Origin of the sequence: Sphaerotilus montanus, assembly GCF_013410775.1 — a bacterium.
Classification (GTDB): Bacteria; Pseudomonadota; Gammaproteobacteria; order Burkholderiales; family Burkholderiaceae_C; genus Sphaerotilus; species Sphaerotilus montanus.
On record NZ_JACCFH010000001.1, the window covers coordinates 361,318 to 375,293 of the forward strand.

The window sequence follows — 13,976 nt, forward strand, 5'->3', positions numbered from 1 at the left end:
TCACCATGCAGGCGCCGGCGCCACGGCGTCCTGGGCGGACTCGCACAGGTCGGCCATTTCCTGCACGTCCAGCGCCCGGTCGGGATCCAGCAGGATGACGAAGCGCGGCCCCAGCTTGGCGATGCCGCGGATGAAGTCCCGGCGCACGGTGGCGCCGAAGTCCGGTGGTGGCTCGATGTGTTCGGCGCCGATCTTGATGACCTCGCTCACCGCATCGACCAGCAGCCCCAGTTCGGCGCGTTCTCCGGAGCGCACCGCATCGAAGATGACGATGCAGCTCTTCTTGCCCACCTTGGTCACCGGGCGTCCGAAGCGCGCGTTGAGGTCGATCACCGGCACCACGGCACCGCGCAGGTTGATCACTCCGCGCAGGAACTTCGGCATCAGCGGCACGGTGGCCATCGGGCCGCACTGGATGATCTCGCGCACGGTCCGGATGTCCATGCCCAGCACCTCGTCCCCCAGCCAGAAGGTGAGGTACTGCGCCGGCGCCGTGCCGCTGGCCGTTGCCTGTTGGTTCATCTGCTGCTCCCGGGTTCAGTAGGGGCGAAAGTTGCCGCGGGTCCCGGTGCCCAGGACTGGTGCAGGGGCAGCGCCCCCCCTGGACGGACGCGCCGCCGACCCACGCATCGGCGAGTTGGGGGCCCGGCGCTCCACGGCTGCGGCGGAATAGTCGGACCGGCCGCGGGGTGCGGCGGACGCAGCCTGCCCGCCGTCCAGGCTGAAGAAGGCCACGGACTCCAGCAACTGCTCGGCCTGGCCGGACAACTCCTCCGACGTGGCGGCCAGTTCCTCGGACGCCGACGCATTCATCTGCGTGGCGTTGCTGAGCTGGCCCATGGCGCCGCTGATCTGGTTGACCGACTGGCTCTGCTCCTGCGAGGCCGCGGCAATCTCCTGCACCAGATCGGAGGTCTTGCGGATGGAGGGCACGATCTCGTCGAGCAGCTTGCCGGCACGCTCGGCGGTGGAGACGCTGTCGGCGGCCAGATCACCGATTTCCTTGGCCGCTTCCTGGCTGCGTTCGGCCAGCTTGCGCACCTCGTCGGCCACCACCGCGAAGCCCTTGCCATGCTCGCCCGCGCGGGCGGCCTCGATGGCGGCGTTGAGTGCCAGCAGGTTGGTCTGGTAGGCGATGTCGTCGATGATGCTGATCTTCTGCGCGATCTGCTTCATGGCCGTCACGGTCTGCGTCACTGCGGCGCCGCCTTCGCTGGCCTCCTTGCTGGCCTTGGTCGCCATCACGTCGGTCACCCGGGCGTTGTCGCTGTTCTGGGTGATGGACACCGACATCACGTCGATGGAGGCGGTCGTCTGGGTCACCGAACTGGCCTGCTCGCTGGCCGACTGCGACAGCGACTGCGCCGTGGCACTCACCTGCCCCGCTGCTCCCGTCAGGGCGTTGGCCGCTGCGCGCACCTCCTCGATCACCATCGCCAGCTTGTCGGCGCTGCTGTTGGCGTCCTGCTTCACCTGGTTGAACACGCCATCGGCCTCGCGCGTGATGCGCTGGGTGAGATCCCCTTCGGCCAGGCCGGAAAAGACACGTCCGACGTCCTCGATGATGGCGGCCAGCTTGTCGCTGGCCGTGTTGGCGTCGTTGCGGACCTGGGCGAACGTGCCCTCGTAGCGGCGCTCGATGCGCTGCGACAGGTCGCCGGCAGACAGGGCTGCCATCATCCGGCCGATGTCGCCGAAGATCGTCGCGGTGGTCTCCACCAGGGCATTGACCCCTTCGCAGAGCACCTTGACCGCGCCGCTCTTGCCGTCCAGCGGGATGCGCTGCGACAGATCGCCCCGCATCGCCGCCGCCGTCACCGCCTGCGCCTGCTCCACCGACTGGCTGAGCATCTGGGTCATGTTCACCTCGGCCGTCACGTCGGAGGCGATCTTGACCACCTTGGTGACACGGCCCATCTCGTCGCGGATCGGCGCATAGATGCCGCGGATCCACACCGGCTGCCCGGCGCGGTTCACGCGCTTGAAGACATCGTTCTGGGCGCGGCCCTGGCCGAGGTCGCGCCAGAAATCGGCGTAGGCCGGCAGGGTGGCCTGCGCCGGGTCCATGAAGATGCGGTGGTGCTTGCCGACGATCTCCTCGATGCGGTAGCCCATGAGCGCGAGGAAGTTCTGGTTCGCCGAGGTCACGTTGCCCTGGGGATCGAACTCGATGTAGGCCGACACGGCGTCGATCGCCGACAGCGTGCCCAGGTAGTTCTGGCGGACCAGCTCGGCGTCGGTGATGTCATGGAGCATGCCCATGAACCTGACCGGCTTGCCGTTCTCGCCCGGGACCGGCGCCACCACCGCGTTCACGTAGTAGGGCGAGCCATCCTTGGCGCGGTTCTTGATGACCCCCTGGAACACCTCGCCGCGGCCGATGGTCTGCCACAGCTTCTTGAAGGTCTCCTTGGGCATGTCGGGGTGGCGCGTGGTGCTGTGCGCCTGCCCGACCAGTTCCTCGCGGCGAAACTTCGACACCTCGATGAACTTCTCGTTGACGCTCAGGATGTCGCCCTGCCGATCGGTTTCCGAGACGAGGCTGGCGGCATTCATGAGGTCGGTGCGCACCTTCAGTTCGGACTCCACGGTGGCCAGCCGGCCTTTCATGTCCGCGAGGGCCTGTTCGACCTCGGCGCGTGCGCGGACCTCGGCCTCCAGGTCCGCCTGCAGGCGGGAGAGTTCGTCGCCTGCGAAGGTGCGGGCAAGCCAGGAAGGTTGGGACTGGGTCATGTGCGTCTCCTACAGGTCCGAGAGGGATCGGTGGCAATGGCAGTGGCGGTCATCGACGGCACGTCACCGTCAAGCCGCTGGAACGCGGCCGGAGCCCGCGCGCGAGGTGGCGGCCAGCTGGCCGAGGGAGCCCACGTCGAAGATCAGGGAGACTTCGCCGGTGCCCAGAATGGACGAGCCGGACACGCCGCGCAGGCTGCGCAGCATCAGGCCCAGGGGCTTGATCACGGTCTGGTGCTGGCCCAGCAGCGTGTCCACCAGCACGCCGTAGCGGCGCGCACCGGCGCGCACCACGACGACGCTGCTGCGTTCCGGTGGGGGAAAGTCCAGGGCGTACAGGCTGCGCAGATCAACCACCGGCAGCACCTGGCCACGCAACTCGACACAGCAGCGGCCCCGGGCGTCCACGGTGGTCACGGCGTCGCGGCTGGCGATCACCTCCACCACCGCGTCCAGCGGGAAGATGAACTTGGACTGCCCGACGCCCACGAGAAAGCCGTCGATGATGGCCAGCGTGAGCGGCAGGCGGATCTCGATGCAGGCGCCCTGCCCCGGCTCGCTCTGGATGGTGACCGAGCCGCGCATCGCCTGCACATTGCTGCGCACCACGTCCATGCCGACCCCGCGCCCGCTGAGGTTGGTGACCTGCTCTGCAGTGGAGAAACCCGGCGCGAAGATCAGGTCCAGGATGGCCTCGTCCGGCGGCACCACGCCAGGCTCCACCAGCCCGCGCTCCCGCGCGCGCCGCAGCACCTTGTCGCGCTGGATGCCGCGGCCATCGTCGACGATGCGGATCAGGATGCTGCCCGACTCGTGGCAGGCGTTGAGGGTGAGCGTGCCCTGCACCGGCTTGCCGCAGGCCAGGCGCTCCGCGGCCGTCTCCAGGCCGTGGTCCATGGCATTGCGCACCAGGTGCATCAGCGGATCGGCGATGCGGTCGACCATGGCCTTGTCCAGCTCGGTGTCGCCGCCGACGATCTCCAGCGCCACCTCCTTGCCCAGCTCGGCCGCGGTGTCGCGCACCACGCGCCGGAAGCGCGCGAAGGTCTCGCCGATGGGCACCATGCGCAGCTTCAGCGTGCTGTTGCGGACGCCCTCGATCAGCCGTGTCACCTGCTGGTTGGCTTCGACCAGGCTGCGCTGGCGGGTCTGCCGCGCCAGCATCGAGGCCCCCGCACCCGCAATCACCAGCTCGCCCAGCAGGTTGATCACCTCGTCGAGCCGGTCGGCGTGCACGCGGATGAACCCGCTGTCGTCGACCGTGCCCGAGGCCGGGCCTGCCGGGCGCGGCGGCTGCGGCTTGTGCATGGCCTGCGGCACGGGCATCGCCTCGACCGGGTAGGGAGGTGGGGCGCCCGCCTCGGTGATGGCCAGCTCGCAATCGTCCAGGGCGAACTGGAAGGCCCGCGCGATCTCGTCCCGGGACGCCTCGGTATCGAGGTCGAACGTGAACGCGAGGTGGCAGCTCTCCGGGTCGAAGGCGTCAAACAGGGGAACGGTTGCCGGGTCGCAGCGCATGCCGGAAACCCGCCCCAGACCGCCCACATAGTTCAGCAGATTGAGCGGCTCGATGCCGTGGCGGAAGGCGTCGATGCCGAACCGGACAGCCACTTGCCACCGCGGCAGGCGACCCACAGGCGCCACCGCCCCAGGCGGCCGCTCGGCCAGGGCTGGCGCAGCCACGGCGACGGCCACCACTGGTGCAGCACCGCCCGCGGTGGCCTGCTGCAGCTGGGCCACCAGCCGCTCGCGGTCACCGGCCGTCTCGGGCGTCTCGGCCTGCTGGTCCCGGGCCAGCCGCACCAGCTCGCGCATCACGTCGTTGCTCCGGAGCAGCAGCGTGATGAGGGCCGGTGTCAGCGCCAGGTGGCCTTCGCGCAGCCGGTCCAGCAGGGTTTCGACGTGGTGGGTGAAGCGGACGATGCCCTCCTGTCCGAACATGCCCCCCGAGCCCTTGATGGTGTGGGCACAGCGGAACAGGGCATCCAGCAGTGCGCGGTCATCGGGTGCATCCTCGATCTGCAGCAGCAGCTGCTCCAGCGCATCGCACTGGGCATTGGCCTCGTCGATGAAGGCCGGCAGCAGCGCACGGACCAGCTCGTCGTCGGTGTCCTGGTGGCTCATGGGAACCCCTTTTCGATGGCCGGATGGTGCGGCCGGACCAGACCATCGGCACCCAGCGCAGCGCAGGCCGCCACCAGCACGTCACTCGGCTCGACCAGGTGCAGGCGGCGCTGCCCCGCGACCAGGGTCCGGGACCAGGACAGCAGCAGCTGCACCCCGGCGGCATCCACCTCGGTGACGTCCCGGGCCTGCACGGGCAGCCCGGGCCGCGCGTCGGCGTGCATCCAGACCTGGCATTGCGGGAACAGCTCGCCGACCGTGTAGACGGTCAGCTCCGCAGGCAGCGAGAAACTGGGTTCCATCGCGCGCTCCTAGGCCGCGGCCAGCTGGGACACGGCGTCCAGCAGCGCCGGTGGATGGAACGGCTTGACCAGCCAGGCGCGTGCACCGGCGGCCTTGGCCTGCTGCATCCTGGCCTGCTCGGTTTCGGTGGTCAGCATGATCACCGGGATGAACTTGTGCCGGGGGTGCAGCTTCACCTGGCGCAGGAAGGTGATGCCATCCATGTTGGGCATGTTCACGTCGCTGATGATCAGGTGGACCTTGCCGGCCTGGTCCAGCCGGGTCAGCGCCTCCTTGCCATCGGCGCCTTCGATCACGGTGTAGCCGGCCCGGGTGAGCGCAAGTCTCACCAGGGCGCGCAGGGAGCTGGAGTCATCGACCACGAGTACGGTCTTGGCCATGGAGGAGGTTCCTGTGGAGGTGGGCGCCAGCGCCGGAATCAGAAGAAGAGCACCTGGCCGGCGGGCGGAGCGGACGCCGACGCCGATGTCGACGTGTGGTTGTGGCGCTGCTCGTGCATGGTGTAGCGGCGCTGCAGATCGTCCAGCCACTGCTCGGCCGTGGGCGGAGGCTGGCCGCTGTCGATCTGGTCGCGCAGGCGGACCATCTCCTGTTCGAGGACCCCGATCATCTGGCTCACGCGGTCCTGGAACTGCAGGCTGACCAGGAGACCTTCGACATTGCTGCGGATGACGTTGCCCCGTTCCCGCATGGCGTGCGACTCGCCACTGAGGGTGCGCATGTGGGTCAGCACCTCGCTCACCACCCCGCTGGATCGGTCGATGGCGTTGCGTTCCTCGGTGGCGGTCCGGGCCACCACGGTCGAGGTGTCGGACATGACGGTGTTGACCCGCGCGATGCGCTCGGTGATCTGCGTGGCCGTCTGCGCCGACATCTGCGACAGGTTGCGGATCTCCTTGGCCACGACGGCAAAGCCGCGGCCGCTGTCGCCGGCATGTGCAGCCTCGATCGCGGCGTTGATGGCGAGCAGGTTGGTCTGCGCGGCGATCTGTGCCACGCCTTGCGCCATGGCGCGCAGGTCCTCGGTCGCCTGCGACAGCTCCTGCAGGCTCGCGGCCATGGACTCCTTGTTGCGGGTGATCTCGTGCATCGCGGCAATGACCTGGTGCAGGTCGCGCTCGCACAGCGCCAGCAGGTCCGTGGAGGTGTCCGGGCCCGCCAGTCCGGACATGCCCTTGAAACCTGCGGCCTCGAACTCTTCCGCGATGGACGAGAAATTGGTGACCAGATTCGCCACGGCATCGTCGACCTGCGTCCGGGCGGTGACCACGTGCTGGCGCCACACGGGCAGCACCCCCAGCAGCAGCCGGACCAGCGGCGTGTGCGGCACGGCCGATGCAGCCTCTGCCCGCGTGGCGTCGTCCCCGATCAACCGACCGGAACGCAGGCGCTGCCAGGCGCACCAGACGGCGATGCCCGTGACCGTGCCCGCCGATCCGGCGGTCACGGCATCGACGCGGACCAGCAACGGCAGGGCCGCGATCACGCTGACCAGCAGCGCGAGCGCGATCGTCCCGCGGCGCGAGGTCACGTGGCGGACAACGGCCAGGTCTGGATGGGCAGTCGATCTGGTCATGGCAACAACCGGAGAGCGGACGGCTGGCACAGGCCAGCAAATGGCGATGTCGCGAACGCCAGGCAACCGCACCGCGACCATGCAGATCGGTATCGGCAGAAGGTGAACCAGGCTTGAGCCGACCGCTGCGTCCGTCCGTGTCCGTAGAACCCTTGACACATCCTTAACGTTCCGGTGATAGATTGCACACCGCTTGCGCCCGTGCCCCCTTGCGCGCCGCTCCCTGGCTGGAAGAGACATGAAGACAAGAACAATCGCGACCATCCTGATCGTTGCCGGTGCCGCCGGCGGAGCGTATTGGTGGCTCAAGAAATCCCCTGCGGCAGATGCCGCCAGCGCGCCGATGGCCGCGGGATCGGCCTCCGGCGGTGCGTCGGCTCCCGCAGGTGGAGCGCGGGGCGGACCGCAGACCGTCGGCATCGCCCTCGCGCAGCAGCGCGACGTCCCCGTCTCGATCGAGGCGGCCGGCAGCGTGGTGGCCCTCGACAGCGTCGAGATCCGCCCTCTGGCGACGGGCATCGTCACCGAGGTGAACGTGGAAGAGGGTCAGCCGATCAAGCGCGGCGCCATCCTGTTCAAGCTCGATGACCGTGCTGACCGGGCGAACCTGGACAAGGCCCGCGCGCAGCTCGCCAAGGACAAGGCCACGCAGGCGGATCTCGAACGCCAGCTCGCCCGCGCGAAGGAGCTGTTCGAGCAGAACTTCATCGCCCGCAATGCCGTCGACACCCTGCAGACGCAGCTGGATGCGCAGCTGGCAGCCATTCGGGCCAGCGTGGCGGGCGTGCAGTCGATCGAGGTCGCGCTGAGCAACAACGTGCTCAAGGCCCCGATGAGCGGCCGGGCCGGGGCCGTCAATGTTGTCCGGGGCAGTCTGGTCCAGCCCGGCGGTGCAGCGCTGGTCACACTGACGCAGCTGGACCCGATCGGCGTGAGCTTCACGCTGCCGGAGGCCCAGCTCGGCCTGCTGCGCAAGGCCGACAGGGAACTGGCGAAGGACGGTGGCGTGCCGCTGACCGTGCAACTGCCCGGCGAGCGGCGCAGCCAGCCTGCGGCGGCGCTGCCCGGCAACGTGAGCTTCATCGACAGCGGCGTGGACGCCACCACCGGCACCATCCGCGTCAAGGGCAAGCTGGTCAACGAGGGCCGGCAGTTCTGGCCCGGCCAGTACGTCACGGTCAAGCTGACGCTGCGCACGATCCAGGATGCCATCGTCATTCCGCAGGCCGCCGTGATCGTGCGCGGCAACGAGCGCTCGGTCTACGTGGTCGATGCCGACGGCAAGGCCCGGATGAAGCCGGTCCAGCTGCGCCAGCCGCTGGGCGAGCAGGTGGTGGTCGAAGGCGTCACCGCAGGCGAGAAGGTCGTCGTCGAAGGCAAGCAGAACCTGCGCCCCGGCACGCCCGTCAAGGAAGCGCCGATGGGCGGCGGCAAGGGGGCGAGCGCGGCAGGTGCAGCGCCGGCTGCGGCGAGCGGAGCCTCTCGATGAGACTGACCGAACAATTCATCCGCCGTCCGGTGATGACGGTGCTGCTGAACCTGGCCATCGTGCTCGCCGGGCTGGTGGCGCTGGGCAAGATCCCGGTTGCCGCGCTGCCGAGCTACAACACGCCGGTGGTGCAGGTCACCGCCGATCTGCCGGGCGCGAGTCCGGACACGATGGCCAGCTCGGTCGCGCTGCCGCTGGAAAAGCAGTTCTCGACCATCGCCGGCCTGGCCACGATCAGCTCGACCAACACCCTCGGCCGCAGCGCGATCACGCTGGAATTCGAGAGCAGCCGCAACATCGATGCCGCTGCGGTCGACGTGCAGGCCGCCCTGTTCCGCGCGCAGCGCACGCTGCCCGCGGACATGAGCTCGCCGCCGTCCTACCGCAAGGTCAATCCGGCCGATGCGCCGGTGCTGCTGCTGGCCATGACCTCGCCGTCGATGTCGATGTCGGACCTGAACGAGTTCGCCGAGAACCTGATCGCGCCGAGCCTGTCCACCATCAACGGCGTCGCACAGGTGTCGATCTTCGGCCAGAAGCGGTTTGCGGTGCGCATCCGCGTCAAGCCCGAGACGCTGGCCCAGCGCGGCCTGACGCTCGACGAGCTGCGCGCGGCCCTGTCCGGCGCCAATGCCAACTCGCCGGTGGGCACGCTCGACGGCCCGCGCCAGACGCTCACCATCGTCGCCAACCGCCAGCTCGCCAGCGCGCGCGAGTTCGGCAACCTGATCGTGGCCACCCGCAACGGCGCACCGATCCGGCTGCGCGAGGTGGCCGAGGTGCAGGACAGCGTCGAGACCGCCAAGACCTTCGCCAGCTTCAACGGCGAGCCGTCGATCACGCTGGCCGTGCAGCGCCAGCCGGATGCCAACACCGTCGAGGTGGTCGACCGCGTCAAGGCGATGCTGCCGCGCTTCGAGACCCAGCTGCCCGCCTCCATCCGCCTGACGCCGACCAACGACCGCTCGCTGTCGATCCGCGAGGCCCTGCACGACGTCAACCTCACGCTCGGGCTGACGGTGGTGCTGGTGGTGCTGGTGATCTTCATCTTCCTGCGCCGGGTGGCGGCGACCGTGATCCCGGCGCTGTCGCTGCCGGTGTCGCTGATCGGCGCGCTCTCGCTGCTCTACGCGGGCGGCTACAGCCTGGACAACGTCTCGCTGCTGGGCATCACGCTGGCCGTCGGCCTGGTGGTCGATGACGCGATCGTGATGCTGGAGAACATCGTCCGCCACATCGAGGACGGCATGGCGCCCTTCGAGGCCGCGATCAAGGGCGCCCGCGAGATGGCCTTCACCATCGTGTCGATCTCGGTCTCGCTGGTGGCGGTGCTGATCCCGATCTTCTTCATGCCGGGCGTGATCGGGCTGCTGTTCCACGAGTTCGCGGTGGTCGTCGGGCTGTCGATCCTGGTGTCGGCCGTCGTGTCGCTGACGCTGGTGCCGATGCTGGCCAGCCGCTTCCTGCGCCACCATGCACCGCAGGAGGAAACCGCGCTCGGCCGCTGGTTCGAGCGCGGCTTCGACGCCGTGCTGCGCTTCTACGGCCGCACGCTCGACTGGGCACTGTCACACCGCTGGGTGGTGCTGCTGTTCGCGCTGGGCACCTTCGTGGCCACCGCGGTGCTGTTCGTGCAGATCCCCAAGGGCTTCTTCCCCGAGGAGGACATCGGGCAGCTGCAGGTGACGATCGAGGCGTCGGAAGACATCTCCTTCGAGGCCATGCTCAAGGTGCAGGCCCAGATCGCGGGCATCTTCCAGAAGGACCCGGCCATCCGCGCGGTCACCTCGTTCACGGGCGGCGGCGGTGGCTCGACCCAGAACACCGGCCGCCTGTTCGTCACGCTGCATCCGCGCGGCGAGCGCCCGCCCATGACCCAGGTGGTCGACAACCTGCGCAAGAAGACCCGCGGCTTCCCCGGCGTGCAGGTCTTCATGCGCCCGGTGCAGAACCTGCAGCTCGGCGGGCGCCAGAGCAAGAGCCGCTACCAGTACACGCTGCAGAGCGTGAGCGCCGACTCGCTCAACGAGTGGGCTGGCAAGCTGCAGGGCAAGCTGCGCGACGACCCGCTGTTCCGCGACATCACCAGCGACTCGCAGCAGCGCGGCCTGCAGGCCAGCCTGCAGATCGACCGTGACAAGGCCGCGCTGCTCGGCGTGTCGATGTCCGATCTGCGCAGTGCCCTCTACAGCGCTTTCGGCGAGCGGCAGGTCTCGACCATCTACGCGCCCAGCAACACCTACCAGGTACTGATGGAGGCGGCCGAGGGCGACAAGCAGTTCGAGAACGCGTTCGACAAGATCTCGCTGCGCAGCAAGACCGGCGCACTGGTGCCGCTGAGCGCGTTCGCCACCGTGCAGCGCACCATCGGCCCGACGGCAGTGAACCACCAGGGCCAGCTGCAGGCGGTGACGCTGAGCTTCAACCTGGCGCCGGATGTCCCGCTCGGCACAGCGACGGCGAAGCTCGACGGCTACGTGCGCGAGCTGCAGATGCCCAGCACGCTGATCGGCACCTACGGCGGCGACGCCGCAGTGTTCCAGGACTCGCAGTCCGGCCAGCTCGTGCTACTCGGGCTGGCGATCCTGGTGATCTACCTGCTGCTGGGCGTGCTCTACGAGAGCTTCATCCACCCGATCACCATCCTGGCCGGCCTGCCGTCGGCCGCGGTGGGCGCGCTGGCCACGCTGACGCTGTTCGGCATGGACCTGACGGTGATCGCCACCATCGGCCTGCTGATGCTGATCGGCATCGTCAAGAAGAACGCGATCATGATGATCGACTTCGCCCTGGAGGCGCAGCGCCACCAGGGCATGGCGCCGCAGGAGGCCATCCGCCAGGCGGGCCTGCTGCGGCTGCGGCCGATCGTGATGACGACGCTGGCCGCGCTGATGGGCGCGCTGCCGATCGCGCTCGGGCTGGGCGCGGGGGCCGAGTTGCGCCAGCCGCTGGGCCTGGCGGTGGTCGGCGGGCTGATCGTGTCGCAGGCGGTCACGCTCTACATCACGCCGGTGATCTACCTGACGCTCGACCGCTGGAGCGGCCGCGGTCCGATCATCGATCCGAAGATCGGCAACCAGCCCGTCTGACACCGGAATGACCCCGTCCGCAACGGCCACCCATTCGGTGGCCGTTGTTCCATTCAAACAAGGGAGGCTGTTCGCGACGCACTCTGGTTAACTCTCACCGATACATTTGTATCGTTAATTTACACTTGGTAACGGATCGTTTACTTCAAGGAGAGAGCCTTTGACCAACGCAAAACACCCAGGATCCCCCTCGCGCCGAACCCGCCTGGTCCAGCTGGGCATCGGCGTCAGCGCCCTCGGCAGCATCCTGGCGCTCGGTGATGCCGTCCAGGCGCAGGTGACCGTCGAGCCGGCAGCGACGCCGCAGTCGCTCAAGGGCGTGCCGCGCCCTGAACCGTCCAATCTCGGCGAGTTCGTGCTCAACAAGAGCGAGGCCATCGCGCTGGGCAAGGCGCTGTTCTGGGACATGCAGGTGGGCAGCGACGGCAAGACCGCCTGCGCCTCGTGCCACTTCAGCGCCGGTGCCGACAGCCGCGGCAAGAACCAGCTCTCGCCCGGCCTGAACCGCATGGCGTCGCTGACGTCGCCGAACCCGGACACCACCTTCCAGCTCGGCGGCGTGAACTACCAGTTCAAGCTCGACGACTTCCCGTTCCACAAGCTCGCTGACGTCAACAACCGCAACTCGTCGGTGCTGAGTTCGATCAACGACGTGGCGTCGTCCCAGGGCGTGTTCAACGAGCAGTTCCTGGGCGTGATCGGCACGCTGCTGCCCGGCGCCTACATGCTGCCCTTCACCAACGGCACGTACCCGCAGGATGCCTTCGCCACCTGGTACGGCTCCACCACCGAGCAGCGCCAGTTGCTGGCCGACCCGGTCTTCCGCGTCGGCAGCGTCAACACGCGCCGCGTCGAGCCGCGCAACACGCCCACCGTCATCAATGCGGTCTTCAATTTCCGCAACTTCTGGGACGGCCGTGCCGAGTACGTCTTCAACGGCGTCAACCCCTTCGGCCTGCGCGACCCGAACGCGCGCATCTACAAGAACATCCTGAGCGGCTCGACCTGGTCGATGCAGCCCACCCAGGTCCGCATCGACAACGCCAGCCTCGCCTCGCAGGCCTCCGGCCCGCCGGGCAGCGACTTCGAGATGAGCGCCCATGGCCGCTCGTTCCCGGATGTCGGCAAGAAGATGCTCTACCTGCGTCCGCTGCAGGGCCAGCAGGTCAGCACCACCGACAGCGTGCTGGCCGCGCGCCGCCACACCTCGGGTCTCGGCCTGAGCGAAGCCAACTACGCCGCGATGGTGAAGAAGGCCTTCCGGCCGGAATGGTGGAACAGCGACCAGCTGATCCAGGTGAACCCGGATGGTTCCAAGGGGCTGACCACCATGGTGTCGGCCCCCACGGCCAGCCAGTACACCCAGATGCAGCACAACTTCAGCCTGTTCTTCGGGCTGGCGCTGCAGCTCTACCAGGCCACGCTGGTCTCGGATGACGCCCCGTTCGACCGCTTCATGGGCGGCAACTCGTCGGCGCTGTCCACCCGCGCGCAGCAGGGCATGGGCGTCTTCTTCGGCAAGGGCAAGTGCGCCTCCTGCCACGGCGGTGCGGAGTTCACCAATGCCAGCGTGCGCAAGATGCTCGCCACCCCGATGGCCCGCATGGTCATGGGCAACGGCGGCACGGCGGTCTACGACGAGGGCTTCTACAACATCGGCGTGCGGCCGACGCTGGATGACCTGGGCGCGGGCGGCAAGGATCCGTTCGGCAACCCGCTGGCGATCTCGGCCCTGGCCCAGATCAGCAACACCCGTGTCAAGGAGCTGGTCGGCATCAACCCGAACCTGACCGTCTCGCCGACCGAGCGCATCGCTGTCAACGGCATGTTCAAGACGCCCACGCTGCGCAACGTCGAGCTGACAGGTCCGTACTTCCACAATGGCGGCGCGGCCACGCTGCACCAGGTGGTCGAGTTCTACAACCGCGGCGGCAATTTCCACGACCAGAACATCAACGATCTGGACGCGGACATCACCAACCTGGGTCTGAGCACGGACGAGAAGACCGCACTGGTCGAGTTCATGAAGTCGCTGACCGACGACCGCGTGCGCTTCCACGCCGCACCGTTCGACCACCCGCAGCTGATGGTCGCCAACGGCCATGCCGGCTCGACCAGTGCCGTGACCAGCGATGGCACCGGCCGGGCGGTGGACAGCGTGCTGACCATCCCTGCGGTGGGTGCCTCCGGCTACAGCAAGTCGGCCACGCCGGCGAACTTCCTGAACACGCACCACTCGGGCCAGCCGATCGTGCAGCTCAAGACCCCGGGCGGCAACTGCCTGGCGCCGAACACCTCGCTGCTGACGCTGCTGACCGCCGATCTGCAAGGCAAGAGCTGCACGACCGCGAGCAGCCAGCGCTTCCAGATCATTCCGGAAGCGGACGGCAGCATGCGGCTGGTGATGCAGCACAACGGCTCGCTGGTGCAGGGCTCGGCCCTCCAGCTGGCCGGGCTGAAGATCACCAGCGGCGGGCACAACGGCCTGACGCTGCAGCACTGGCGTCTGGAGGACCTGGGCAACGGCTACACGCTGCTGCGCAACCGCTCCAGCAACCTGTGCGTCGAGCTGACGCCGGACCTGCTGCTGGGCAACAAGGCCACCCAGCAGAGCTGCTCCAGCGCGAAGACGAACCAGCTCTTCCGCGTGACGCCGATCTGA

The 13,976-nt window shown here is 68.4% G+C and carries 9 protein-coding genes; 3 read left to right on the forward strand and 6 right to left on the reverse strand.

Translation table 11 applies throughout. The features are described 5' to 3' along the window. The 6 genes from BDD16_RS01615 to BDD16_RS01640 all read right to left on the reverse strand — a co-directional run bounded on the left by BDD16_RS01615 (nt 1) and on the right by BDD16_RS01640 (nt 6,736). A complete protein-coding gene (locus BDD16_RS01615; protein ID WP_179632322.1) occupies nt 1-522 on the reverse strand; it encodes a chemotaxis protein CheW in 522 nt (173 codons plus the stop codon). Between the two features lie 15 nt (nt 523-537). Then, nucleotides 538-2,733: a methyl-accepting chemotaxis protein gene (locus BDD16_RS01620; RefSeq protein WP_179632323.1), complete on the reverse strand. Its 2,196-nt coding sequence runs from the start codon at nt 2,731-2,733 to the stop codon at nt 538-540. Nucleotides 2,734-2,802: 69 nt separating this feature from the next. After that, a complete protein-coding gene (locus tag BDD16_RS01625; protein WP_179632324.1) occupies nt 2,803-4,857 on the reverse strand; it encodes a chemotaxis protein CheA in 2,055 nt (684 codons plus the stop codon). Beyond that, the gene (locus BDD16_RS01630) at nt 4,854-5,159 is read right to left on the reverse strand and encodes an STAS domain-containing protein (protein ID WP_179632325.1); all 306 of its coding nucleotides are present in this window, start codon (nt 5,157-5,159) and stop codon (nt 4,854-4,856) included. The genes BDD16_RS01625 and BDD16_RS01630 overlap by 4 nt, the downstream gene beginning before the upstream one ends. 9 nt (nt 5,160-5,168) lie before the next feature. Continuing rightward, entirely contained in the window at nt 5,169-5,540 is a 372-nt protein-coding gene (locus BDD16_RS01635; RefSeq protein WP_179632326.1) for a response regulator, read from the reverse strand. Nucleotides 5,541-5,578: 38 nt separating this feature from the next. Beyond that, nucleotides 5,579-6,736, reverse strand: a complete 1,158-nt coding sequence (locus BDD16_RS01640; protein ID WP_218897655.1) for a methyl-accepting chemotaxis protein — start codon at nt 6,734-6,736, stop codon at nt 5,579-5,581. Between the two features lie 238 nt (nt 6,737-6,974). Here BDD16_RS01640 and BDD16_RS22775 point away from each other — a divergent pair, with 238 nt between their 5' ends. The 3 genes from BDD16_RS22775 to BDD16_RS01650 all read left to right on the forward strand — a co-directional run bounded on the left by BDD16_RS22775 (nt 6,975) and on the right by BDD16_RS01650 (nt 13,976). Then, on the forward strand, nt 6,975-8,225 hold the full coding sequence (locus tag BDD16_RS22775) for an efflux RND transporter periplasmic adaptor subunit (RefSeq protein WP_218897656.1): 1,251 nt from the start codon (nt 6,975-6,977) through the stop codon (nt 8,223-8,225). Then, nucleotides 8,222-11,314, forward strand: a complete 3,093-nt coding sequence (locus BDD16_RS01645) for an efflux RND transporter permease subunit (RefSeq protein WP_179632328.1) — start codon at nt 8,222-8,224, stop codon at nt 11,312-11,314. Before BDD16_RS22775 ends, BDD16_RS01645 begins: the two co-directional genes overlap by 4 nt. A 160-nt stretch (nt 11,315-11,474) precedes the next feature. Further along, a complete protein-coding gene (locus tag BDD16_RS01650) occupies nt 11,475-13,976 on the forward strand; it encodes a cytochrome c peroxidase (protein WP_179632329.1) in 2,502 nt (833 codons plus the stop codon).